Origin of the sequence: Psychrobacillus soli, assembly GCF_006861775.1 — a bacterium.
GTDB classification, from domain to species: Bacteria; Bacillota; Bacilli; order Bacillales_A; family Planococcaceae; genus Psychrobacillus; species Psychrobacillus soli.
The window spans coordinates 20,204-45,368 of sequence record NZ_VDGG01000030.1 but is presented as its reverse complement, the minus strand read 5'-3'; the positions used below and the strand labels follow the sequence as shown (position 1 = coordinate 45,368).

Genomic DNA, 25,165 nt, shown 5'->3' with positions numbered 1-25,165 from the left:
AAATGTCCTTATATGGTTTTGTGATTGGTAGTTTCAATTTTTTTCCATCTAATATTGAGGCATTGGTTTTGTGCGGCCAAAAATCTATTTATTTAACGCTTGACTTATTTAACATTAAACGCTGTGTTAGAAACAATCACGAAAGTATAAACATTCACGATTGTTTGAATTAACATGAATGTTTCCGACACAGGGTCACTTTTTAGGGTCACTTTTTAAGCCGAAGTACCCAACTTAATTCTAACTAGGACTTTTTTATGGATGGAATGTTCAGGGATTACATAGTATTCGATCTTATCTATATGAAATCACTAAGATCATTCTTATTAGTCTTAAAGGTTTCATGGGTTAACTCTATAAAAGCTTGCAACGGTGGGGTCATCCATTTATCTTTATGCCATGCAATCTGGGTAAAAATAGGTGATAAGGTGTTTATCCATGCCAATTCCTTCATTTTTCCCGATCTAATATCTGCTTCGACTGCCATTTCCGGAAGTACTGCAATTCCCAATCCCGCAATCACGCATTGTTTGATGGCTTCTATGCTACCGAATTCGAATTTATTTTTGGGATAAACTTCTACTGAGCGAAAAGAATCTTCCAACAGTGTACGATAGGAGCATCCTGATTCAGTAAGTAAAAATGTTTCGTGTTCAAGATCTTTTGGACTAACTTCCGATTTTGTAAGTAACGGATGATCTGGGGAAACAACCATTTTGATTTTTTCTTGTGTAAGACACTCTATTCGTAAGGCATCCCCAGGCTTCGATGTGTCCATTATGAACGCAATATCCAGCAAACCCTCCTGTAGCTCCTTTCTTGCCATTTCATCAGAATGTGCTGGTTTAAAGATGACCTTGACGCTAGGATATTGTTTCTTAAACTCCATGAGTATTGGTGGAAGCCGGTAAGTGCACTGACTTTCCTGTGCTCCAATTGTAAGGGTTCCCGAAAGTTCTTCATCTCCACTTACAGCCATCTTTGCCTCTTCATTCAACTTAATCATTCTATCTGCGTATAATTGAAACTTTCGCCCGGCTTCTGTCAAAATTAGACGCTTCCCTAGGCGCTCAAACAACGGTGTTCCAAGTTCAGCTTCAAGCGATTTCATTTGGGCCGTTACACTCGATTGAGCAAAATTCAACATTTTAGCTGTTTGGGTAAAGTTCAGGGTTTCTGCAGCTACTTTAAAGGTAATCAGTTGTTTGTTCTCCAATTCATTCACCTTCCCTAAATCGTATTTTCCGATTGATTCAATCGAAATAATTCGTTTTATTGATTTTGGATCTTATTATAGAATATAAATTATAGAGTTACTAAATGACAACAATGTGGAGGGATGATTAATCATGAGCATTGCAGTTCTTTACGGAGGAAACCGTCCAAACGGTAATACAGAGGCGTTAACGAAGAAGGTCATTCAAGGATTAACTGTGGAAGAAATATATCTGAAGGATTATTTGATTGAACCCATAGTGGATAAACGTCATGCGAATGAAGGGTTTTCGGAGATCAATGATGATTATAACTCAATTATTGATCGTATTCTTCAGCATGATATTCTTATTTTTTCCACCCCTATTTATTGGTATAGCATGACCGGAACAATGAAAAATTTTATTGATCGATGGTCTCAGACATTGAGAGACTCCAACTATCCAGATTTTAAAAATAAAATGTCCCAAAAAAGAACATATGTGGTTGCGGTAGGTGGAGATAATCCATACACGAAAGGTTTACCAATGATCCAACAATTCCAACATATTTTTGATTTTATAGGGACAAATTTTGATGGATATATCATTGGTGAAGGAAACAAACCTGGTGAGATTATTCAAGACAAGGTAGCATTGTTTGCAGTCGAGCAACTTCGAAAAAAATTACAATAACCCTTCAAGCTGGTTTGTTTGTAATACAAAGATAAAAAAAGTTTGGAATAACCCATTCTTGAACAGCCGACTGAATGATAGATCATTCTATTTATAATTCTGGCAAAAAAATAAACCGTTTCAAAATCTCATTTTGGAGAATTTGAAACGGCTCTTTTATTCTATTATAGGCTTCGTGGTCAATAAGAATGCTGACTTCACACAAAGGATCATTTCTTTATTAATGAGACCAGCACATAGGTTTAGCCAATCTGGTCCTCAGCCATTATCTCTCTTAGAGTTTGGCAGTTCAAAAAACTCTTCGGCATTGTCTTGTTGGTTGATGTGTTTCATTAGCTGTTCCTCCTCTTTACAGTCATCACTGTAATTTCTGCAATTCATCCACAAAAGCACGACGTTTTGGATAGGTTTGTAATAAGTCTGTGATCAGTTGTTTTACTTCCTTCTCATAACCAGCTTTTCACATTGTTTTAATCGTACGACAAACATCTTGGTAGCTTTTACTCAAGGATGGGTTATTTATTATGGTTAAATGACAGAACTACGACAATCAATGTTGCAAATGCTACTGCGAACATTAATGCTTTGACCACTGAATTATTCAAAAAGGGAGCGATTCATCTCTTATATCACCCTCTTCTTCCAGATAATCCAATTCATACCAGCACCCATGCAAAATCCCATAAGGCGCTCCGCCTTCTGTATAACCTGCGATAAATGCAAATTCACTAAACAGCTCTTCCACTGTTAATATATTATCCTTCTTTTTGCTTTTTCTCTTTTTACTCATTCTCATATCCCTTTTCGAAGGCTTTTTTAAAACAGGTAAGATTCCCTGTTTTTCGTTCTTAATCTTTTTTAAGACTTGGAACTCTAAAGAGCAGTCCATTCCCACCACTTCTTTAATAGTTGAGAGAATTTTACTATAGCAATTATTTATGATCCATTCCACTCGGAGATTATTAGCACAATTTACATAAGTATGCTAGTCCTTTATTTTCACTGCCCATCTACTCTTAGTCCACGTTTCAAATGGTGCCGGTGGTATGTCACGCTCTAGTAACATTAATACCATTTTCCAATCTAAGAACTCTTCTCCAATAATTATTTTAGATTTTTCATCTTGAAGCTTCTTTTCTCTATCTGGATCATCTATTTTTTCCAGTAGTATTTTAAAAGTTAAGATTCCGATTCCACATTTACCACTTATTTCAATAACCCTTTCGTACTGCAATTAGTTAAGATATTAAATGCATCATACTTAATTAGTTGGATTACTATTATTAATTTTATGAATAAAAGCTAACCCCAAAAGGATTAGCTCAATAATTTTTGTCCCTCTTTTACTACTAGATATGGTTTTTCGAAAATATCTTGTGCACTGATTTTCTCTTCCCCAACTGTCAATATATTGTCTTCTAAAGCGAAATTGTACTTCGTAAAATGGAAAACGATCAACCTATAATGATATAACATGAAACTCAACACAACATTCTCGATACAGCTCCTCTATTTCGCTTCGCACAAATAAAGCTTGTAAGCGATTCATTTTCATTAAACTTGCTTTCAAGTTACGTTCCTACAAAGTTGAATAGATAGAGAACAAACACGAAAGTTCAAGTATTCACAGTTATTTGAATTAAGTTGAATGTTTTCAGCACAGGATCATAAGTTGAACAGCACAAGCAATGTTTCTCTGAATAACCTATCTCGACAAAATTACTCGCTTATTAAGTTCAATGAGCATGAATAACTCCACAAAGACACCAATAATCACTTACTGCTTTTCACCTTGATGCCACCTTTGAATACAATCCCAATTTATTTTTAGGGAAAGCAGAGTAAATAAAAGAAAATATATCTTAATCATAAGACTTTGAGTTAGACACAAGCAGCAAAACATATATACGATTTATTTCACAAAGACTGTAGATTCAATGCATTAATTATTCAAACTAAATAAAAGAAGGCTTTGAATTTAGCCTCCTTTACCTTTAATCTATTAGATACTCTTCACAACATTAAGTAATTCATCTTTTAATATACTTTTTCCTTTCAAATAATCTTGCATCGCTGTAATACAATCCAGCTGTAATGTATAGATACAATCGAATCTTTCTTTTAGAACTTTGTTATCTAAATACCCGGTAGCATAGTGAGTCATAACTTCATTTTGTATACTCGCTGGTACAACAAAAATATTATAAAGTTTATTAAACTTTTTTACAGATTCCAGAGACTGTAAATATAGAAGTTGTTTCCCCATATCTGGTCCTCCAGGCAAAGAGTTGGTACCATCTATATTAAACGAATAATATTTAGCATCCACTATAAATAGATTTCGATCAAAGTCCTCTATTAAAATATCTGGTATTTGATAGCGGTACTCTTCTCTTTCTTCTCGAATCATCCACCTATATTTCGGAACTTCTTCCATCAACTTTTCTTGATGTGCAAAAACTTTTTTACACATTTCTTCCCATACCATATCAAATTTAAATGCATATAATAATTTTTTATCTGAATTATTTTTTGACCTTTTTAAATAATCCTTGGACACATAATCATACAGTAGCTTATAGCGACTAAACTCATGTTTATTAAAGGTTAATCCCATAGCTCGTTTTAGAATCGCTTTTGCTTTTATTGTATTTAGTTTCTTAAATTGCAGAGCTGGTGATTGGACTTTAAAGTCAACTAGCCATCCAAAACAGTATTCAATTTCTTTTAAAATAAGCCAGTGAATCATTGTGATCTCTTCAGATAAGTTTTTAAGTTTCTTCTCTGTTGATAAATCTAAATAGATAAGTTCTCCATTTACCTCATATGGCGTTGTTAGTTTAAAAGTCTTAGCCCACCTAATTTTACCACTCCCATTGGTTTCTCTTTTTAGAAAGTGTTTAGTAATAATGCCATGTTGCTTGAAGTCACGAATTATTTCTAAAATAGAGGAAAACAAGTTTTGGGATTCATTTTCACGATTTGTGCCATATTGCAGGTTATCCTTTTTTACAGCATTTTTATCGTACTTCATTAACACTTTTAATAGTATTTTGGCCTTTTCTTCATCGGATAGTACATCTCTTTTATCTAATACACCTTTAGGTAATACGGTAATAAAATGATCATCAATTACGGTAAAACCACACATTTTAAATGTTATTAAACCATTACGTACTTCGAAAAAGTCTCTATATTCATAACTATTCTTTAAGTTCAAATTGTTTCTTACTGTTATATGTTCTGTGAAAAATATAGGTTCCATGCTACCTTACTCACTCTTCTCTATATTGACGAGCTTCAGTCATTAATAGATGGTGTAAATCATCTGTGAATACTTGTTTTAAACTTTTAAAGTCATTACATACTTGTGAAAACTGAGTATAGCCCTCTAGAAACACTTGAGATCGTTCAATCCTAGCCACATCATCCCATAGATAATTCAATATTTTTTGGAAGTATTCTCCATCAACCCATGATTCCCATTGACTCTTTGTGACGAAGTAAGGACCAATTAAACGATCTTCATTTATTTCTAAATACTCATTGCGTGCTAAGAAATCATTTAATATTTCAATAAATTGTTTGACTGTTAGCTTATAAGTCTGTTCTGACACTTTAATATAAGGCACTAATAATTCTTCATGCCATTTTTCAAATGTGATTGGTAAATACTTAAATGTCCAGCGGCGCTTAAATGCTGTGTCCAAAGCAAATACCCCTTGATCTGCACTGTTCATAGTAGCTATAATATTTAAATTTCCTGGAATAGTAATTTTATTTACTTCACTAAGCTGGTTTACATCTCTCAAATATTTTAGTATATCCTCATTTTCAATACTATAAACACTGCCACCAAGCTCATCACGATCAAGTAATTGAAATAAATCTCCAAACACAGATGCAGCATTTGCCCTGTTGAGTTCTTCAATTATCAACGTGTATGATGTAGTAGGATTTTTAAACGCTTTTGCTAAAATTTCCGTAAATGGCCCAGGCTTAAACTTATACGTAATCAATCCTTTCTCATCAACACTTGGTTTAAGACTTCCAACAAAGTCTTGATACATATATTCCTCATGAAAAGTAACACGATAAGATTCCGTATTTTCTTCAAACGTTTGTTTAACCCAATGACTTTTTCCGGTACCTGGCGCACCAAATACTAGTAAATTACGACCGTTCGTTTTCTTCATAATTTCATGTATTGGAAAAGCGGTTCCTTTAATTTCTTCTAGAAAAATCCCATCAAAAACTGCCAATTCATCTGTTGTAGCAGGTTTAGGGATAAACAAAAGAGTATAAGACATCTCTCCTTTATGCTTCAGAATAACTAAATAGTCTTCAGCAAAAGTTATGTACCTATTTTCTAGAAAAAAACGCTTTTCTTCTATTGGAGATACAAAATCTTTACTTGCGAACATTATTCTATTGCCCGTTGTTTTAACAGACATATTCATATTTCTAGTCATACCTTCAGTAAAACTTTTTTTTAAAAACTCAATTCTTTCTGGTGAGTAATACCCCTCTGGTAAGAAATCAAGTAACAAATCTAAATTTGCTTCATACATTTTAAATGGAAAAGTTAACGTGTATTCTCCTGCAATTTCTTCGTTTAAAAAAGGGACAAACATTTTTCTACTAGCTGAAGCAATAAAAAAATGAGTAGCGGAATTGGAATTCATTTCCCAACCGTCTCTAGAAGCTTTTCTAGGTTGTAAAATACCACCGACTTCAACTGCTGCATTTGTAAGCTCCCTCTCCCCCCATCTTAGAATTTCTGTACGTGGGATATTTTCCAATAATGCCCCATCATAATCTGATTGATTTAATTTTATATTTATATCTTCACTTTTAAAAATTGTATTTAATGTACCAACCAACTGTTTTATGTTCACGTAATTTCCTCCTAATGTATTTACATTATAAATTGTAAAATGCTTACAAACAACTACCGTTAATACTTACCAAAGAACTAACGTTCCATTTTCATGTCTATCTCCTTTTCAATCAGGGTCTAAAATAGTATAATAATATATATCAAACTTTCATGGTGGATGGTGGATTACTTAATGGTAAATAGAAAACGAGGTCGACCTTCTGGAAAAATTAAAACATCTAAAATTGAAATTATAGTAGAGCCCGATTTAAAAGAGCAATTTATGACACTTGTTCATAGCAATAACCAATACTGCTCTATTTTAATTCGCGAATGGATTATTGACTATATAGATAGAAATAACAAGCAAGATTAAGAGGAGTTTTCTTATGACAAAAACAGTTTCACTTTTTAGTGGCTGTGGTGGATTGGACCTAGGATTCATTAATGCTGGATTCAATATCATTTATGCCAACGACTTTGATAAATATGCAGTTCAATCATATGCACATAATATCGGGGATCATATCATTGAGGGGGACTTATCTCAAATTGACGCTAAAGATATCCCAACACACGATGTTTTGATTGGAGGATTCCCTTGCCAACCATTCTCAATGATGGGAAGCAAACAAGGCTTTTTAGATGATGTGCGAGGAACATTATTTTTCGATGTTGCACGAATTATTTCTACACATTTACCTAAAGTTGTAGTTTTAGAAAATGTTCGTAATTTACGCACTCATGACAAAGGAAGAACATTGAATACAATTATTAATACATTAGAAAGTTTAAATTACACTGTACAAGTCGATTTATTGAATAGTGTTGAATTTGGTGTTCCCCAAGTTAGAAATCGCTTATTTATCGTATGCATTCGCAATGATATAGCTGCTGAGATGGAAAATCCATATACATTTCCAACTCCTACTATACTTGACACTACTCAAGTTAATTTACAAAGTGTTTTAGAGGAAAATGTAGATTCTAAATATTATTTAAGTCATAAAATTTTACCTACAATTTTAGCTCATGGATCTGGCAACTATTATTCAAAATCGGAAATTGATTTAACAATTGCCCGCCCTTTAACTGCAACAATGGCCAAAATGCATCGCGCTAATCAAGATAACTATGTAACAGTTCCTAGCAAACAAGCAGAGGCGGCAGGCAAAACAAATATACGACGCCTTACTCCTCGTGAATGTGCTAGACTTCAAGGATTCCCAGATAGTTATGAAATTATAGTCTCTGACACACAAGCTTATAGACAATTTGGGAATGCCGTAACAGTAAATGTAGCGGAATGTATTGCAATAAGTTTAAAAAAAGCAATCCCTGCATTACATTTCAAGGAGGCGTTACATGTTTAAAGCATTTGAAGATTTAACAAATGGAACTGAACATAAAAGTTTCATTGCATATGTTGAAGATGCCTATAAACATCTTCAAATTCTCACTAGCTCATTACCATCAAGCATTTCTAAAAGTAAGGTCATTAACGTAATAATAGAATTAGGATTCATTAAAAATTCAGATACACTGGAAGCATTCACTAAATTCATCGAAAAAAATTCACAGATAAACATAGATGAGTTTTTCAAATTAGTATCAACCAATGATCATACAAATGAATTTTGTAAAATCCCTAAAATTTGTGCAAGTTGTAGAACTAAACTAGTTACCATTGAAAACCAAAGTAGCAAGCCTACACTAGTCGACCTTTTTTGCGGCTCAGGCGGTATGTCATTAGGATTTACACAAGCAGGGTTTAGAACTATTTTTGCGAATGATATTGAACCAAGCTGTATTGAAACTTATCTTTATAATCATCCCGAGGTCAATCCTAAAAGGGTTTTATTAGGTGATATTCAAGATATTGCAAGTACAGTAAATGATTACACTTTGTCTGAACACGTTGACATCGTTATTGGTGGACCACCTTGTCAAGGTTTCAGTAACGCTAATCAACAACGCATAATTGATGATCCAAGAAACCGACTCTACAAAGAATTCGTTAACGTAGTTGCAACTATTCGTCCAACCTTTTTCGTAATGGAGAATGTAATTGGAATGAAAATTATTGCTGAACAAATCATACAAGACTTTGAAAGTGTTGGATATAAAGTTAGCTTTGAAGTATTGAATGCTATTGAATTCGGAGTGCCCCAACAACGAAAACGAATAATTTTTATAGGTAATAAAATTGGCGTAGACAATGAGACTATTTTTAAGAAAATCCATAAAAAGAATAGCTCAATAGAAACAACGGACTTAAAGGATGCAATTTCTGATTTACCACCACTTAAAGCCCTTAACATTAAGAATGCAACAAATCATGAATCAAAAGAACATGGTTATTTTATTACTTCCATGACCAACTATCACAAAAAATCTTATCTAAGTAATATAAATTGTAATCAGACACCTCAATTTATATACAATCATAAAGCCCGATATAATAATGAACGTGACATTGAAATCTTTTCACGACTTCATCAAGGCGATAAATCTGATGATCCTAAAATTGCAGATATTATGCCTTACACTAACCGAATGGATATTTTCAAGGATAAGTATTATAAATTAATTTATAATCAACCTTGTAAAACAATTACGGCACATATGAAATTCGATTGTAATATGTATATTCACCCAACCCAAGCAAGAGGTTTGACACCACGAGAAGCTGCTCGTATTCAATCATATCCAGATGACTATTATTTCAAAGGGCCCTATACAAAGACATATATGCAAATTGGTAACTCAGTTCCACCAGTAATGGCAAAGGGGATAGCTAGCGAAATCATCAAATTTCTTCAAGTACAAAAAGAAGATGAACAATTGATTTTCCCTTTAAGCATTAAATAACCTATTAAACATTAAAAGCCTTCATACGAGTATAGTAAACTCCTATGAAGGCTTTTGGTATTATTTTGTTGAAAATAGTGCTAACGATTACTCAATCCATTTAAAAACTCCAAGGATTCACTATTCCCTGAAAACTCTCCTTGCCCATTTAACCAAATGACAAAAGTATTATTTTCCTTAAACAAATCTATGTGAAAACTAGCAATTTCAGATTCAAAAAAAGCAATTTTTAATTTAGAAGTATTTGCAAATTGTTGGGTTCCAAAAAAATCGTAATATATAAGCTGACCTAAAGCTAAACGTACTTGTCTTGCTTCATCTGCCGCTGTGCCATCTAGCGTTTTAGCCTCAAAAATTAATGTATCAATATTTTCTCTAACAGCTAAACAATCAATGTTACCTTCGAATAGTGAAAATCCATTTGATTCTAAGTATGATGCCAATACCCTTAACATTTCTTGATGTCTTTCAGTTCTTTCTCCCCTTGTTAAGATACCACCCGATAGATCAAATTCATTTTGACCATTTATTCCTTCAGCCATCTCTGTGCGATTAAATGTAGCTATGTTTTCTGCCGTTACCTGGCTCAGCCTTATTCTAAACTCTGGGTTTGCAACAGATTGTTGATTGCTAGTGAATAATGTACTACCTTCATCTAATAATTCTATACTTACCGAATGAAACTCTGGCAATCCTATTGCCAAATAGCCTCTTTCTGCTTCACTGTATTCCAAAAAAACTAGAATATCATTAGGAAACAGCACACTTCTAAGTCTCGTAAACGCTTCTCCATCTTGTCTTTTTTTGGATAATTGTACTTGTGTACCTCCATGGCCTATTTTCTTTAAGGTGTTAGAAGTATAAACTAGTGTTTCACCTGTTACTTCGTAACTTGGTATACTCTCTCCACTTCTTCTAAATTCAGATATTCCATTAAGATGTTCTAAATTTGAACTAATAAGTTCAACGTTAATATTTTCGTCATCTGTATTCCCTCTTACCCTTTCAAGGAATGAACTTTCATAAAAAAACTCCATTGATTCACCTGTAACATGAATATGAGTTTGCTTACCTGTATTACCAAGTGGCTTATTTTCTATTATCACATTAGAGTTTGATAAGTTAATTTTTAATCCTCGATTAAAATTTTCAATGTTTAAAACTTCATCTACATATGCTTGGTCAGAACCAATTGACAATAAATAATTTCTACATGCTAGCACTAAATCTTCAGTGATTGGCATATAAATCCCTCCTCGTATATTACAATACTACCATACACATCTATTATATACATTTCACTTATTTCTTTTTATCCATACACAATTACCTATTCATATCATTTATTCTAACGTAGTTACTAGAATTTTATCCAAGATAAAATTTGAACTTTTAAATGCCTGTGCCTTTGGGATCACAACTGATTTATGACCTTGTGTTAAAAATAAAAAGAAAGCTTAAACATTCATGTTCGCTTGAATAAACGTGAATGTTTCTAACACAGCTACAATAATTCCAAACAATTTAGTATCCCTTTTGAAATAGAAACAACAATCTTTAGGTTATTGACTACACTATTTTGGTCTAAAATTTGTAGGAAAAGCAATGTTTCTCTGGAAATTAATATAGAAGATCCTATGAGATATTTATTGCAGCATATTCTTGTGGATCAAACTGGAAAAATATCGGCATCTGAAGACATAGACTATGATCCAGACAACATGACCCTGTATCAGAAAAAAACAAAAAAAGTGAATATTCAAGTTGGTTTCTCATGCATATGTATAGCCCCCGTTTAAATGTATTTTCCATTGAAAACATCAGGATTAATTTTTCCTATTCCTTGTCACAAACGGAACTTGACTCATATCATGAGCAAATTGTCGAGAATGATGAGACTGAACCATGTGAAATGTGTGGTAAGCTTGTTTCTTATGGGGATTCTTTATGTTTTAGCTGCAATGAGACAGTAGACTATATGAACGATGATAGTATATATGTATTGAAGAATCGTAAAATGGTCCATACGCTAAGAGATGTAAAAGGCGTGGACTATTAAAGTAGCTATACAATTTATCCCAACATATGTGCGAAACGTGACTTTCTTCGCGAGATAGCACTTTATTATTAATAAGTGGTACATCTGTCTCGATAAGTTTACATTTTCGTGATTTCATTTATAACCAAAGAACCCCCGGTACAAGTGCCTGCACTCATTCCAAGGGTTTCAACATTCTCCTCTGAATCTTCTTCTGCGGACGTCTGCTCATGTTTTACTTGCTCCCAGTCAAAGTTCATCAAATCATCTTCTAATTCGTCAGCAAGAATTTCTTGTTTTTCTTCTGGTTCTGTCGAAATATTTGTGTTTAATTCATCTTCTACCTTTTCTGTTGGCTCGGTTTATAAATACAGGGCTTGGTCAATATCTAGGCATTGCATTTAAGAGAGGCAAGAATGAACATTGCACGAACAGGATTTGACAACAAATAAATACAATATTTACCAACGCAACTTCTGAATGTGCATGTTTTAGCCAGTTACTCTGGTCCTTACTTAACTGCTTTGGCATCGGAATGGTTATTGTTTCTCTATCCTTGGATAAGGAGTATCTACACGAGCTATTACTCTTACAGATACTCCAATCCCTTTATCGATTTCTCTTGAAGAGTTCTTTAGTATTATTCGTGTTAATGATCAAGGTATCTTAAAATGAAAGTTGTTGTGTCTCATAAGAAGCTACTAATGAGGGCAAGGTCATTCCGTGAATTAATAATCCTTCTTTATTAATTACGATTAATTCAAATTCATCATTATCCATGTTTTTTCTAACTTCACCAGTGGCACAGAAAATGACAGAATCACTCTCTTCGGAAAAACGCTGAATATATGGAAACAAATTACTGTATGTTGGAGCTGAAGCAAAAAAAGCTTTTTCAAATTTCACATTCATATACGTATTGCTTTTAAAGATCCTTACAATTGCATTTTGATCTGAATAATCTACACTCTGTATCCTACCTATCAACGTTCTAGCTTGACCCAAATCATTTTTCTTTAATGTGTCTACATCTCTTTTGTACAACCTCGTTTTTAATTTTGGAGAGTCCTCCGTTAACTTACTAGGATCCAGAATCATATGAATAGTGAGTTGTTCTGATGTACTTCTTCTCCTTAATCGTTTATTTCTATTATTTCTTTCTCTACTTTTATCTTCTAATCGTTTTACTCTTTCCTCTTCACTCAACACTTCCAATTCAAATGCTTCTTTTTGCGATCTATTCATTTGGTCACCATAAACCACACCAATTTGTACATTTGGCCTCTTACCGACGATTTCCCCTTCTTCTTTATCAAAAAAATGCAGGCAATGCTTGGAATGTAAGCTATACCTCCAAGTTCTTAGATAACCTCTATTCCCAGACTTTGCTACAAACGATAACCTCGCATTGCACCCCTCTGTAGAGCAAAATAATTTCCTTCTATAATTCTCTGTATATCCTTTTGGTGTAATGTCTTTTAATTCGAGAACAATTTTTTGACCATTATTTACATAAATTGAATCAAATATTTTAACCAATTTCCCCACCCCTTGGATCAAAATTAGATTAAAGACAATTTACTAGCCTACTATAAATTAATGGTTCGACATTTAACTGGTAATTCCTCTCGCCATAAAAATCGCGTCCCCGTGTCGGAAACAAATGATGGTCTTCTTTGAAATAGGAGACTTTTAATCTAATTTTCGTTCATAAAATTTAAACAATTCTAAATAATTACTTTACTTTATAGAATATATTGGATTTAATAGAATTGTAAGTCAAATTATTTTTAGGGGGTAGAGAGATGAGAAATAGTCTTAAAAAAGTATATCTATTAATCTCAGTTCTAATGGTAGTTATGTTAGCTGCATGTGGTGAGGATAATACGAATACGAGCAATGCAAGTGAAAATTCTGGAGGTCCTGTTTCAGCAAAAATAGGGGTTATATCCTATATGACCGGCCCTGGGGCAGCATACGGGGAAGCGATCACAAATGGATTTAACTTAGCCCTAGATGAGATTAATGAAAAAGGCGATGTGAAGATAGAGCTTGTTATTGAAGATTCTGCTGGAAAACAAGACCAAGCAATGACTGTTGCTCAAAAACTGATGAGTTCAGATGATATTGTAGCCTTACTTGGACCAACTTTAAGTACTGAAATGAATGTTGTTGGACCGGAAGCAGACATAAACGGAATTCCTATCATGGGAACTTCTACAACTGCTGCAGGTATTCCACAGATTGGTGAGTATGTTTTTAGAAATTCGATACCTGAATCTCTAGCAATACCAGCAGCTTTAGAAAAAGCAGTGAATAAATATGGGGTAAAAAAGGTTGCAATTTTATACGGAAATGACGATTTGTTTACACAGTCTGGATTTGACACGATGAAGGCTGAGGCAGAAAAAATGGGCCTAGAAATTGTAACAATTGAAACTTTCCAAAAAGGGCAATCGGATTATAATGCACAACTAACAAAAATCAAGGATCTTCAACCAGATTTGATCTTAGCTTCAGCTCTTTACAATGAAGGTGCGGTTATTATGGATCAAGCAAGAAAAATGGGAATTGATTTACCTTTTGTAGGAGGAAATGGATTTAACTCTCCACAAGTTATCGAAATAGCTGGAGAAGCATCAGATGGCTTAATAGTTGCAACGCCTTGGTTTGGTGAAAAGGATGATCCAAAAGTGCAAGAGTTCGTTAAAAAGTATGAAAGTGCATATGGTCATAAACCAGATCAATTTGCTGCACAAGCCTATGATGCACTTTATATTATGGCTGAGGGCTTGAAGAACGCTGGAGAAGCTGATAGAGACGCACTTCGTGATGCGCTTGCTGAGATCAAGGATTTAGACGGTATACTTGGTAAGTTTTCATTTGATGAAGATGGCGATGTCATCATGGAACCAACAGTACTAATTATCAAGGACGGGGCATTCCAACAATTTGAGTAAATAGGATGGTACTTAGCTATTTTGTACAAATACAGGTAAGGGTAACTTGCCCTTACCTAATTTGAAAGGGTGAAATTTCTTGCTATTAGAACAAATAATCAATGGAATAACACTTGGAAGCATTTATGCCATTGTTGCCCTAGGTTTCACTCTTGTATTTGGTGTACTTGGCATTATTAATATGGCACATGGCGAGATTTTTATGATTGGGGCTTTTATAGGCGTACTAATAACAAGTGTGTTTGGTTTGCCACTTTGGATTGCGTTTCTTGCTGCAATTGGAGTCACAGCTATTCTAGGTTATATGCTTGAGCGTATTGCATTACGCCCTCTTCGCGGTAAACAGGGTGTTTCACATCTTGCTCCTTTAATAAGTACGATCGGAGTTTCAATTTTATTGGAGAATCTCTCCCATCATATATTTGGGGCAGGTAACCATCCCTTCCGCCACTCTTTTGCACAGATTCAATTTCAAGTTGGTTCTATAACCATTTATCTTGTACAAATTTTAATATTTGCTATATCCATTACATTAATGGTTGTACTCTCCTATTGGCTTTCCAAAACGAAAGCTGGGAAAGCTCTTCGTGCTACAGCAGAAAATTTAGAAACGGCAAGTCTGCTTGGTGTGAATACGAAACGAACGATCACAACAACAGTAATTCTTGCTTCTGCCCTTGGTGGGATAGCTGGTATTTTAGTAGGAATGGCATTTAACTCCGTTAACCCACAAATGGGATTATCAATGGGACTAAAGGGTTTAGCAATTATTATTTTAGGTGGAATGGGGAATGTCAAAGGAGCAATGGCAGGTGGATTACTTCTTGGTCTTACTGAAACGATGATTGTTGCGTACGGTGACTCTGGATATCGTGATGCGATTGCCTTTATAACAATCATATTCATTCTTCTCTTACGACCTCAGGGTATTTTTGGTAAGAATACGGCTGAGGCAGGAAGGTGATGATGGGATGTTAGGTGTTATTTTAAATCCATATCATTTACAAATAGTCTCTTTTATTCTTATTAATATAATTCTAGGAATAAGCATTTACATTACTCTTTCCTCAGGTCAACTATCTTTGGGAAATGCTGGTTTTATGGGTATCGGGGCTTATACTTCGGCCTTATTAACTATAAACTTTGATCTTCCAATTTTCTTAGGCATCATCTTGGGTGCAGTTGTGGCAGGTGTTTTTGGGATTCTGATTGGGATTCCTGCGCTTAGACTATCTGGAGTCTATTTGGCCATTGCTACTTTAGGTTTTGGTGAAGTTATTCGAGTAATCTTTGTTAATTGGGAATCTATTACACAAGGCTCCATAGGTCTATCTGGTATTCCACATATGGGAAGAGAACTATTTAAGACCTTTAGTCTCACAGGATTCGACCCTGACATGCTTGGGTTAAAGAACAATCAATTTATTTATTTACTAGTCGTGTTGACCTTATTATTAGTGAACATTTTACTCATATGGTTCTTTATTAGACAAAATAAATCACGTGTTGGAAGAGCTTTTGCAGCTATTAAAATGGATGAAAAAGCTGCAGAGTCCATGGGGATAAATATTACCTATTATAAAGTTCTGTCCTTTACGCAAGGAGCCATTTTGGCTGGCTTTGCTGGTGCCTTGTATGCCCATGTAATGGCCTATATCAGCCCTGCTGACTTTGCCTATCACCGCGCAGTAGACATCCTTATCTTCTCTATATTCGGTGGTAGTGAGTTGATCTGGGGAGCGATCTTCGGAGCAACGTTTATGACCATTTTACCTGAGGCTTTACGATTTATAAGTGATTATCGTTATATGATTTATGGTGTAGTCCTTATTGCCATGATGGCATTCCGTCCTCAAGGAATTATAGATGTGTCTTTACTAAATTGGTTCAAAAAGAAATTAAAGTTAAAAAGGGGGGGCAGCCTTGGTATTAGAACTAAAAAATATAACTAAGAACTTTGGCGGGATCTCCGCTTTAACGGATGTATCCTTCCAGATTAATGAGGGGGAAATATTCGGTTTAATCGGACCTAATGGTGCTGGAAAAACGACCTTATTTAATGTGATTACGAACATGTTCCCCCCTACTTCTGGAGAGATCAAGTTTCTTGGTGACAAAATATCTGGCCTTAAACCACATAAAATTACCGATAAAGGAATTTGTCGTACATTCCAGAATATCCGTCTTTTTTCGCAAATGTCGGTACTAGAAAATGTTTTAGTTGGCAGCCATTGCCGGAGTAAATCAGGTGTAATAAACAGTGTGTTGAGAACTAAAGCGCAACGTAAAGAAGAGACTAATTCGCTTGAAGCTGCATCGGAACTATTAGAACTAGTAGGCTTATCTATGTTTCAAGACACTATCGCCGAAAATCTAGCATACGGACAACAAAGAAGACTTGAAATTGCTAGAGCTTTAGCTAGTAACCCAAAACTATTACTGTTAGATGAGCCGGCAGCTGGAATGAATGAAACCGAAACAGAAAGCCTATTTGACTTAATAAAAAAAGTACAAAAAAGAGGCGTCACCGTGCTATTAATCGAACACGATATGCCCTTTGTTATGAAACTGTGTGATAGAATTACGGTTTTGAATTTTGGGAAGAAACTTGCAGAAGGAACACCAGCAGAAATCCAGAGCAACCAAGAAGTTATTGAGGCATACCTCGGTGCAGAGGAGGACGATGAGATTGCTTAAAGTAACGGGCATTGAAACTTTTTACGGGAAAATCCAGGCTCTTAAACACGTAAGCCTTGAAGTGAAACAAGGTCAGGTCGTAACTCTTCTTGGTGCAAACGGCGCAGGAAAAACGACGTCGATGAAAACTATCGCTGGATTATTGAAACCAAAGCATGGAACAGTTGAATTTTTAGGCGAAAATATTACTGGACTTAGACCCGATCAGCTTCTAAGAAAAGGAATTGCTCTTGTACCTGAAGGTAGAGCAATATTATCCAGTATGACCGTTATGGAGAATCTAGAAATGGGTGCCTACCATCGAAATGATAAAGAGATAAAAAGAGATATTGAAGAAGTAATGTCCCAATTTCCTATTTTAAAAGAACGAAAAGAACAACTTGGAGGTACACTTTCAGGCGGACAACAACAAATGCTCGCTATAGCTAGAGCTTTACTTTCCAAGCCGAAATTATTATTACTAGATGAACCTTCTATGGGATTAGCTCCATTAATTGTTGCTGATATCTTTAAAATGATTCGAGAAATAAAAGAGAATGGAACGACAGTCCTTCTGGTAGAACAAAATGCAAAACAAGCTCTAAAAGTCGCCGATTATGGTTACGTGATGGAAACCGGGAAAGTAATTATCAATGGTGAGGCTAAGAGTTTATTAGAAGATTCAAGAATCGTAGAAGCTTATCTTGGCAAAAGATCAAGTTAATGTGACAAAAAATTCTTTTTACACATCCAAAGAGGCAAGAAAGGAAGATACCAATGACAAATTCTATTTCTAACCTAGAATTACCTCATTCTGTTTCACTATTAGAAAAAATGGCCGCTGAGTCTATAGAAAATGGCCCTTTTACATATGTTCATAGTGGGTCTGGTAATGAGATTACGTTAAAAGCTAATATAGATGCTTTTGAAAGTTGGCAAATCGTCCCTAAATATTTAAATGACGTCAGCATTCGGGATACTTCCTCCAAAATATTAGATACTACATTTCCTAATTCTTTTGCATTAGCTCCTGTTGGTGTACAAAGCATCTTCCATCCAGAAGGAGAGCTAGCTTCAGCACGAGCTGCTGCCCACTATGGGGTGCCGTTTATCGCTAGTACTTTTACATCTCATTCACTTGAGGAAATTGCTACTCATCTTGGAGATACCCCTCGCTGGTTTCAATTATATTGGTCTAAGGATGAGGAGTTAGCAATAAGCATGGTTAAACGGGCAGAAAAAGCAGGTTACTCAGCTATTGTTATTACGGTTGATACATCTTTAATCGGCAACCGGGAACGAGACTTAAATAATGGATACTCTCCTCTTAAACTAGGGAAGGGATCAGCTAACTATATAAATGATCCTGTTTTCCTCGAGAGATTCAAAACTCGCCCTTCTTCTGATGACAAGGGAGTTATAGAAAAAATAGGTGATGTATTATTTAATCCTTCGTTAACATGGGAAGATTTACGTACGATTAAAAAGCATACCTCTCTACCAATCTTATTAAAGGGTATTCTTCACGAAGAGGATGCATCTAAGGCAATGGATTACGGGGTGGATGGACTAATTGTTTCCAATCATGGCGGTAGACAACTTGATGGTTGTATCTCTTCATTAGAAGCCTTACCTCCTATTGCTGATGTAATTCAGGGTAGAATGCCGATTTTGTTAGACAGTGGAATTAGAAGAGGATCAGACGTTATTAAAGCACGTGCTCTTGGTGCTTCAGCGGTTTTACTAGGCAGACCCTTTGTCTATGGATTAGCTATTGCAGGGGAGCAAGGTGTTCGACAAGTTCTAAAGAACTTTATAAATGATATTGACACCTCCTTGGCATTAACAGGCTGCACATCCATGAGCCAAGTTAATAAGTCTTTAATTCGTAGAAAGAAGTAAAACTTACGCTACAAATAGTTATACGACAAAATAAGCACCCGTTTTGGGTGCTTATTTTGAATTAACGTGAATGTTTCTAACACAGGGGCACTTTAAGGAAAAATCCTCTTTTTTCATCCGCTTAACTATTTACACTTCCCCTCCCCAAATCTCCCATAATATAACCAAAGAAACCCCTGGAATAAATGTCAATCATTCCAGGGGTTTCATCATTTATTTTCTTTTTTCCTCTTATCACTTATTCATCCTCGAAAGAAAATCTCCAAGTAAATCATCTAAGCTTTCTTCGTTTTCGACATTCTCCTCTGAATCTTCTTCTGCGGAAGCATGCTCATGTTTTACTTGCTCCCAGTCAAAATTCATCAAATCATCTTCTAGTTCGTCAGCAAAAATTTCTTGTTGATTCTCTTCGGGTTCTGTCGAAATATTAGTGTTAATACTTATATTTAATTCATCTTTTACATTTTCCGTTGGCTCGGCTTGTAAATACAGGGCTTGTTCAATATCTAAAGCATTGCTGTTAAGAGAGGCGAGAATAGACATTGCCCTAACAGGATCTGACAACAAATGATAGACAATATTTCCTAGCATTGCTTCTGAATGTGCGTGTTTAAGCCAGTTACGTTGTTCCTTAGTTAGCTGTTTTGGCATCGGAATAGTTATTGTTTCTCTATCCTTCGATAAGGAGTTACTCACACCATCCATCACGAACTCTGCTATTTTGCTAGAAAAGTTTCTTTTCTCTGTTTCTTTTAACTTTTGCATTTGCTTTATAATGTGATCAGGAGTATCCGAAGGGAGACGAAATGTAATAGCTTGTCCCCTTTGAATACTTGATTTCCCCGACTTTTCCATTAAATCACCCTATTTTTATACTTTTTGTACCGTTTCTTCCACTTTTTTTGTCTCTTTAGTATTCTTTCTTACAAAATCAGAGATTAATTTATGATAAGCATTAGCCATCATCCAAATGCTCTCTTTTTCATCTTCAAAGAATTCGATATTATAACCATTTAAGTTGTTATTTAGTGTTTTAATATAATCTTTTAATACGATTGACCCGCCGCCTACAAAATAGCAGATCTCTGTTTGTGAATTTTTTTGCCAAACATTACGTAAATGACGATATTCTTTCTTCGCTAAGTCTAAAAGAATTCGATCCGTAATATCGTGAACGCTTGTACGGCTCCCATTCACCATAATATGATTTCGATCATTTTTTCTAGTGATAATATCTACAACATCTCTACGGCTATCTAATTCCACACCATGTTTTAATCTAATTTCTTCCCGAATAGATTCTAGTGCTTCCGAAACACCTAGATTGAATCCCTGTGCTTTATCGTCGTCCACATTACGATTCTTAATGACCGCCACATCAGTTGATAGGCCACCAATATCTTGAATTAGGATACTTTTGTCTACTAATTCTCTATTAATAATGTTTAAATTATTATCCATTACTAGGTTAATATATGCTGCAAATCCTTCTGGATATATTTTAACTTCTTCAAACTTAATATTTACTTTTAACCCTTGGTATTTAGGTGTTACTAAAAATTCAACTTGGTGAACAGATCCTAGCAACTGCGAACGATAGCCTACGTCTTTTCCTTCTTTTACTTCACGAAGTGGTAGACCAGTACCTAGCGTATAGTTTGCATCAATTACATTATTGTTCTTTTTAAAAACTGCTGAATTCTCTTCTCTAACTGCATCTAAAGCTAAAGTAGCAAATAACATAACTAATGTTTGATCTTCCTCTGATTTGTTGCTACCAGGGTCTAATTCAGTTGCATTATCACTTTTTGTTGCTAAGCTACCAACACGATAAATTACATTGTTTTCTTTTAGGGCAGGGGAGTGGACTTTAATATGAATTCCTTCTATTGGATCCTTATCATTCAATTCCTCAATACCTATAACCGGTCTGTCTTCTGTTGACACTGCAATTACATTGGGAATGTTTAGTTCATAATCTAATTTTCCAAATAAAGCTTTAACTGAGTCATTTCCTACATCGATTGCACAAACTCTTGAACTGTTCATCAAATCATCCCTTCATTTATAGGTTCTACCATTTAAAGGTTATCGTACAGGCATAGCTCCGTCAATCCAACAAAAGATGTATTCGAATTGTAAACATTCAGTCTATTGTTGTGTACAATTAACTTAATTACGTATACGTGTACACTATATTGTATACATCCCTATATAACAGGATGCACACTTGTTTGTATACAAGTTTACATTTTTGTATACTTAATGTTTTCTTTTCGTATACTTGTTTACATTTTGAATACTTTTGTTTTAATTAACAAAAAAGATTTTTAGTTAGAAAATTAGTCCCCCACTCCACTCTCACTTCAGGAACCATTTATCCATAGAATCAGAAGTTACATTATTAATAATTAAAGAAATCCACAGAACAACCACTGAGGTATAATTACTTCCCACTCATATTTCGCATTTAAAAGGCGTTTAAAGGCTTTGGAGTAGATTATAACCTTTTGGTATGGAGTTTTAATTTTAAAGGCCATAGAAAGGCTCATTTTAAAGATGAAATGGAACAGGTACATTGAGAATACTTCCAAATCCACACAAAAATACATTGTTTAAATATAAAAAATCCAAGATAAGCGATGTACGCTTAACTTGGACTATACTTTTATAAAAAATTTCTATTCAATCATCAATATCTCTTTAATATCCTCTTCTGTCATAGTAGATAGATTATCTTGCCCTGAGTGAATGACTTCATCAATCAGGCTTTTCTTTTTGTATTGTAGTTGCGTAATTTTTTCTTCGATGGTGCCCTTTGCTATTAACCGAATGACATGCACTTCGTTTTCTTGCCCCATTCGATGAGCTCGGTCCGCAGCTTGTTGCTCTACTGCTGGATTCCACCACAGGTCATAAAGAATAACTGTATCTGCTCCAGTGAGATTCAATCCAGTCCCCCCTGCTTTTAGCGAAATTAGAAATAGATCCCCTTCTCCATTATTAAAACGATCACATAATTCTACTCGTTCCTCAGATGATGTTTGTCCATCTAAGTAGAAATAAGGGGTACCCTCTCGTATAAGTTGTCCTCTAATAATGCCTAGCATCTGTGTAAACTGTGAAAAGATGAGCACTCGTCTACCCGTTATTCGACATTCCTCTAAGAGCTCCATCAATTGTTCAAATTTAGCAGAGCTTCCCTTATAACCTTCTACGAAAAGAGCTGGATGACAACATAGCTGGCGAAGTCTTGTTAGTCCCGCCAATATTCTTATACGGTTTCTTTGGAGTTCACCTTTTTTCAAATGCTTCAATGCATCTTGTTTAAGTTCAGCCAAATAAGCTGCATATAACGTTTTTTGCTCCATCTGTAATTCGGAATACAGCATCGTTTCCGTTTTGTTTGGTAATTCCTTTAGTACATCCTGTTTCATCCGGCGTAATATAAATGGACGTACTCGTTTTGCTATATGTTCACGTCTTAATTCGCTAAATGCTCTTCTCCCAGGCAAAAGCTTAGGAAACACAACATGGAATATGGACCAGAGCTCGTCTAATGCATTCTCGATTGGAGTCCCTGTGAGTGCAAACCGATGCTCTGCTTGAATCATTTTCACCGCTTTTGCTGTTTTGGTTACTGGGTTTTTAAACGCTTGTGCTTCATCTACAAACAACGTATGAAAAAGTCGATTTCGATATAGCTCTGTATCCATTCGAAGCGCTGGATACGAGGTAATTATTACATCCGCATGAGAAGTCTGTTTCCACAATTCACTTCTTTTTATTTTATTGCCATCAATCACCTGTGCTTGAATATGTGGTGTGAATTTTTCTAGCTCATTCCTCCAATTATATAGGAGTGAAGCAGGGCATACGATTAGCACCGGTAGATTTCGTGCACGTACATCTGGCAGTACTGATTCAATGAAGGCAATGCTTTGAAGTGTTTTACCAAGACCCATGTCATCAGCAAGGATACCACCGAACTTGTACTTTGCTAGTAGTTGGAACCACCTGAATCCTACTTTTTGATAGTCTCTAAGTACCTCTTCTAAAGGTATTGGACCATCCAACGCTAAGTTTTCCGGATCATGCAAGCTTTTCATTAGCTTTGCAAATTTTTCACCAGGCTCTACTAAGTCGTTTTGATCCAATGGGTTGATCATTTGCATTCCTTTTATTAATGGAACTCGAATTTCATCATCCATCGTATCCGCCGTAATTCCCATATCTATGATAAAGTTAGCTAACGCTTGGTATTCTGGTGTCTCAAGTGAAACTAAGTTGCCACCCGGAATGCGGTAGAATTTCCTCTTTTCTTCAATGGATGCCATCAGTCGCTGGATTTCCTTTTCCGAAATTTCTTTTAGATCAAATTTAAACGCTAGCCAATCTGTTCGCTCTTTAACTTCCACTCTTATCCTCGGACCAATATACCCTCTTTGTACACGCATTTTAACTGCTGTAGAAGCATAAATTTGTACCCATTTTTCCATGTTTCCTAGTACGTGATACAGAAAATGATATTCTGATTCCTCGTCATATAAAAAGAAACCGCCATCCGTTTGCGTAAAGGAGTTTTCTTCAAGTAAATGGATTATTTGAAGTTCTTTGTTGCGCTGACGTCTTATTCCCGGATAATGCGAAAATGTTTCTTCGGTTTCTTCGCACGGATTGATGACTAAATGTCCATAATGGAACTCCAAACCCACTAGTAAACGGTGTTTCACTCGGTCTAGGAACATCTTGATACGAAGTGGTGTTTCCCCTAGTCGTTTGGAAATCGAGTCCGCAATATTTACATGCCCAAGTTTCATCAAACCCGGTATAACTTTCTCCATAAAATGATCTATTTGATTATTAGATATAACTAGTTGGTGTTTTCCGGATTGATCTAGCATTGTTTTTAAATCCGCCAACTGGTTGCATTCATCTTCGTGGAGTTTATACAGTTCTCCGTCTGTTAGAACATAGCCGTATGCCTTGAAAACAGTTACTCGGTCAAGCCCTTTTACATTCAATTGGTAGTCGGTTGCATTTCCTTCCACAAATTCAAAACGTAAAGAAAGCTTCTCTCCTATACGGATTCCATCATAAATCTCTCCACCTTGCATGAACCATACTCCTGGTGCTTTTTTCAATAAAGGAAGGAGTTGCTCCCAATCGGATGCCGAAATAAGTAATAATCCATCTTGCAAGGCAGCTTTACTTTTTACCCGCTGACTTTTCATTAAAAATTGAAGTACTTCATCCGTTTCTCTTGGAAAACTGAAGCGTTCCGGTGTATATATCAAGCCACGAGCATATTCAAATGGTTCTCTACTTTCCATTGCACTCAAAAATTTTGCTATATGGGTGACTGGATGGAGTATCTGAGGACCAATACTTAACTGTATTCCGAATGCATACTCCCCTTCACTTTGATAGACAGGGCGGCATGTAAACTCCACATGAAACGTCTGTCTTTTGTCAAAGTGCAGTTGCTTACCTGTAGGAGTGGAAGCTCTATTTTCAAATAAATCTAGCATTTTGACTGCCAAGTGATCTTCTACTTGTTGCTCCTCTTCTATGGCGAACAAGACGGCCGCAATATGCTGACAGTATGTCTGTACAAAACTTACTTGCGGGCATGTACAAGTGGCTACTATTTTCCCACCTGGAGCTGCTTTTACCAGGATATCAAAATCATCCCCCGCCTTCACACTTGCTTCGACTACCGAGCTGCCTTTTGGAAATGAGTGGAGGTTTACTTTATCTGCCTGAAAATAGGCCTTCCCCTTTTTATATGCAGTAATTCCGCATAGTTTTTTGATTTTTGTTTCATTCATCGAAAAGTTCATGTTGTATTCCTTTCTCGATTACTGTTAGTTATCTCTTTTATGTATTAGTTATGTTTGTTAATATCTTAGCATGTTTTGCCTTGAATTATGGAACAGGGTGAAGGGCA

General features: G+C 35.4%; 21 protein-coding genes. 10 read left to right on the top strand and 11 right to left on the bottom strand.

Going from position 1 to position 25,165, the window contains the following annotated elements; genetic code table 11:
• Positions 1-298: 298 nt before the first annotated feature.
• Complete coding sequence (locus tag FG383_RS14055; protein WP_142608025.1) at positions 299-1,216, bottom strand: LysR family transcriptional regulator; 918 nt, start codon at positions 1,214-1,216, stop codon at positions 299-301.
• A 133-nt stretch (positions 1,217-1,349) separates the two neighbouring features.
• Between FG383_RS14055 and FG383_RS14050 the strand changes: the two genes are divergently transcribed.
• Positions 1,350-1,889 carry a flavodoxin family protein gene (locus FG383_RS14050; RefSeq protein WP_142608024.1) on the top strand — a complete coding sequence of 180 codons (540 nt, stop codon included), beginning with the start codon at positions 1,350-1,352 and terminating at the stop codon, positions 1,887-1,889.
• A 601-nt stretch (positions 1,890-2,490) separates the two neighbouring features.
• Here FG383_RS14050 and FG383_RS14045 read toward each other — a convergent pair.
• From FG383_RS14045 to FG383_RS14030, 4 genes are all read right to left on the bottom strand, one after another.
• On the bottom strand, positions 2,491-2,679 hold the full coding sequence (locus FG383_RS14045; RefSeq protein WP_185907954.1) for a hypothetical protein: 189 nt from the start codon (positions 2,677-2,679) through the stop codon (positions 2,491-2,493).
• Positions 2,680-2,874: 195 nt separating this feature from the next.
• On the bottom strand, positions 2,875-3,123 hold the full coding sequence (locus FG383_RS14040) for a hypothetical protein (RefSeq protein ID WP_142608022.1): 249 nt from the start codon (positions 3,121-3,123) through the stop codon (positions 2,875-2,877).
• A gap of 768 nt (positions 3,124-3,891) precedes the next feature.
• Complete coding sequence (locus tag FG383_RS14035; protein ID WP_142608021.1) at positions 3,892-5,154, bottom strand: LlaJI family restriction endonuclease; 1,263 nt, start codon at positions 5,152-5,154, stop codon at positions 3,892-3,894.
• Between the two features lie 10 nt (positions 5,155-5,164).
• Positions 5,165-6,787 (bottom strand): McrB family protein, encoded by a 1,623-nt coding sequence (locus FG383_RS14030; RefSeq protein WP_221887529.1) that lies wholly within the window; start codon positions 6,785-6,787, stop codon positions 5,165-5,167.
• A 159-nt stretch (positions 6,788-6,946) separates the two neighbouring features.
• Here FG383_RS14030 and FG383_RS14025 point away from each other — a divergent pair, with 159 nt between their 5' ends.
• The 3 genes from FG383_RS14025 to FG383_RS14015 are packed head-to-tail and all read left to right on the top strand — an operon-like array spanning position 6,947 to position 9,639.
• A complete protein-coding gene (locus FG383_RS14025; RefSeq protein WP_221887528.1) occupies positions 6,947-7,144 on the top strand; it encodes a hypothetical protein in 198 nt (65 codons plus the stop codon).
• A gap of 13 nt (positions 7,145-7,157) precedes the next feature.
• Positions 7,158-8,141, top strand: a complete 984-nt coding sequence (locus FG383_RS14020; protein WP_142608019.1) for a DNA cytosine methyltransferase — start codon at positions 7,158-7,160, stop codon at positions 8,139-8,141.
• Positions 8,134-9,639, top strand: coding sequence for a DNA cytosine methyltransferase (locus tag FG383_RS14015; RefSeq protein WP_142608018.1), 1,506 nt, complete (start codon positions 8,134-8,136; stop codon positions 9,637-9,639). The genes FG383_RS14020 and FG383_RS14015 overlap by 8 nt, the downstream gene beginning before the upstream one ends.
• Positions 9,640-9,719: 80 nt before the next feature.
• On the opposite strand, the gene FG383_RS14010 is transcribed toward FG383_RS14015, so the two are convergent.
• The 3 genes from FG383_RS14010 to FG383_RS14005 form a co-directional block, all read right to left on the bottom strand.
• The gene (locus FG383_RS14010) at positions 9,720-10,883 is read right to left on the bottom strand and encodes a hypothetical protein (protein ID WP_142608017.1); all 1,164 of its coding nucleotides are present in this window, start codon (positions 10,881-10,883) and stop codon (positions 9,720-9,722) included.
• A gap of 913 nt (positions 10,884-11,796) precedes the next feature.
• On the bottom strand, positions 11,797-11,937 hold the full coding sequence (locus tag FG383_RS20980) for a hypothetical protein (protein WP_185907953.1): 141 nt from the start codon (positions 11,935-11,937) through the stop codon (positions 11,797-11,799).
• 406 nt (positions 11,938-12,343) lie between these two features.
• Positions 12,344-13,216, bottom strand: coding sequence for a hypothetical protein (locus FG383_RS14005; protein WP_142608016.1), 873 nt, complete (start codon positions 13,214-13,216; stop codon positions 12,344-12,346).
• Between the two features lie 266 nt (positions 13,217-13,482).
• Between FG383_RS14005 and FG383_RS14000 the strand changes: the two genes are divergently transcribed.
• The 6 genes from FG383_RS14000 (at position 13,483) to FG383_RS13975 (ending at position 19,215) form a co-directional block, all read left to right on the top strand.
• Positions 13,483-14,637: an ABC transporter substrate-binding protein gene (locus FG383_RS14000; RefSeq protein WP_142608015.1), complete on the top strand. Its 1,155-nt coding sequence runs from the start codon at positions 13,483-13,485 to the stop codon at positions 14,635-14,637.
• Positions 14,638-14,716: 79 nt separating this feature from the next.
• A complete protein-coding gene (locus FG383_RS13995; protein ID WP_142608014.1) occupies positions 14,717-15,601 on the top strand; it encodes a branched-chain amino acid ABC transporter permease in 885 nt (294 codons plus the stop codon).
• A gap of 7 nt (positions 15,602-15,608) precedes the next feature.
• A complete protein-coding gene (locus FG383_RS13990; RefSeq protein ID WP_142608013.1) occupies positions 15,609-16,589 on the top strand; it encodes a branched-chain amino acid ABC transporter permease in 981 nt (326 codons plus the stop codon).
• Positions 16,561-17,334, top strand: coding sequence for an ABC transporter ATP-binding protein (locus FG383_RS13985; RefSeq protein ID WP_142608012.1), 774 nt, complete (start codon positions 16,561-16,563; stop codon positions 17,332-17,334). Before FG383_RS13990 ends, FG383_RS13985 begins: the two co-directional genes overlap by 29 nt.
• Entirely contained in the window at positions 17,327-18,037 is a 711-nt protein-coding gene (locus FG383_RS13980) for an ABC transporter ATP-binding protein (RefSeq protein ID WP_142608011.1), read from the top strand. Before FG383_RS13985 ends, FG383_RS13980 begins: the two co-directional genes overlap by 8 nt.
• A 53-nt stretch (positions 18,038-18,090) precedes the next feature.
• Positions 18,091-19,215 carry an alpha-hydroxy-acid oxidizing protein gene (locus FG383_RS13975; RefSeq protein WP_142608010.1) on the top strand — a complete coding sequence of 375 codons (1,125 nt, stop codon included), beginning with the start codon at positions 18,091-18,093 and terminating at the stop codon, positions 19,213-19,215.
• A gap of 234 nt (positions 19,216-19,449) precedes the next feature.
• Here the strand turns inward: FG383_RS13975 and FG383_RS13970 are convergent, their stop codons facing one another.
• From FG383_RS13970 to FG383_RS13960, 3 genes are all read right to left on the bottom strand, one after another.
• A complete protein-coding gene (locus tag FG383_RS13970; protein WP_142608009.1) occupies positions 19,450-20,070 on the bottom strand; it encodes a hypothetical protein in 621 nt (206 codons plus the stop codon).
• Positions 20,071-20,085: 15 nt separating this feature from the next.
• Positions 20,086-21,264, bottom strand: a complete 1,179-nt coding sequence (locus tag FG383_RS13965; RefSeq protein WP_142608008.1) for a ParM/StbA family protein — start codon at positions 21,262-21,264, stop codon at positions 20,086-20,088.
• Between the two features lie 632 nt (positions 21,265-21,896).
• Positions 21,897-25,058 (bottom strand): DEAD/DEAH box helicase, encoded by a 3,162-nt coding sequence (locus FG383_RS13960; protein WP_142608007.1) that lies wholly within the window; start codon positions 25,056-25,058, stop codon positions 21,897-21,899.
• Between the last annotated feature and the right edge of the window lie 107 nt (positions 25,059-25,165).

Excerpts from the sequence above, each read along its gene's own strand:
- FG383_RS14015 (WP_142608018.1), top strand. The coding sequence starts at position 8,134 with ATGTTTAAAGCATTTGAAGATTTAACAAATGGAACTGAACATAAAAGT.
- FG383_RS13975 (WP_142608010.1), top strand. The coding sequence starts at position 18,091 with ATGACAAATTCTATTTCTAACCTAGAATTACCTCATTCTGTTTCACTA.
- FG383_RS13960 (WP_142608007.1), bottom strand. The coding sequence starts at position 25,058 with ATGAACTTTTCGATGAATGAAACAAAAATCAAAAAACTATGCGGAATT.
- FG383_RS14050 (WP_142608024.1), top strand. The coding sequence starts at position 1,350 with ATGAGCATTGCAGTTCTTTACGGAGGAAACCGTCCAAACGGTAATACA.
- FG383_RS20980 (WP_185907953.1), bottom strand. The coding sequence starts at position 11,937 with ATGAACTTTGACTGGGAGCAAGTAAAACATGAGCAGACGTCCGCAGAA.
- FG383_RS13970 (WP_142608009.1), bottom strand. The coding sequence starts at position 20,070 with ATGGAAAAGTCGGGGAAATCAAGTATTCAAAGGGGACAAGCTATTACA.
- FG383_RS14000 (WP_142608015.1), top strand. The coding sequence starts at position 13,483 with ATGAGAAATAGTCTTAAAAAAGTATATCTATTAATCTCAGTTCTAATG.
- FG383_RS14010 (WP_142608017.1), bottom strand. The coding sequence starts at position 10,883 with ATGCCAATCACTGAAGATTTAGTGCTAGCATGTAGAAATTATTTATTG.
- FG383_RS13965 (WP_142608008.1), bottom strand. The coding sequence starts at position 21,264 with ATGAACAGTTCAAGAGTTTGTGCAATCGATGTAGGAAATGACTCAGTT.
- FG383_RS14020 (WP_142608019.1), top strand. The coding sequence starts at position 7,158 with ATGACAAAAACAGTTTCACTTTTTAGTGGCTGTGGTGGATTGGACCTA.
- FG383_RS14025 (WP_221887528.1), top strand. The coding sequence starts at position 6,947 with ATGGTGGATTACTTAATGGTAAATAGAAAACGAGGTCGACCTTCTGGA.
- FG383_RS13990 (WP_142608013.1), top strand. The coding sequence starts at position 15,609 with ATGTTAGGTGTTATTTTAAATCCATATCATTTACAAATAGTCTCTTTT.
- FG383_RS14035 (WP_142608021.1), bottom strand. The coding sequence starts at position 5,154 with ATGGAACCTATATTTTTCACAGAACATATAACAGTAAGAAACAATTTG.
- FG383_RS14045 (WP_185907954.1), bottom strand. The coding sequence starts at position 2,679 with ATGAGTAAAAAGAGAAAAAGCAAAAAGAAGGATAATATATTAACAGTG.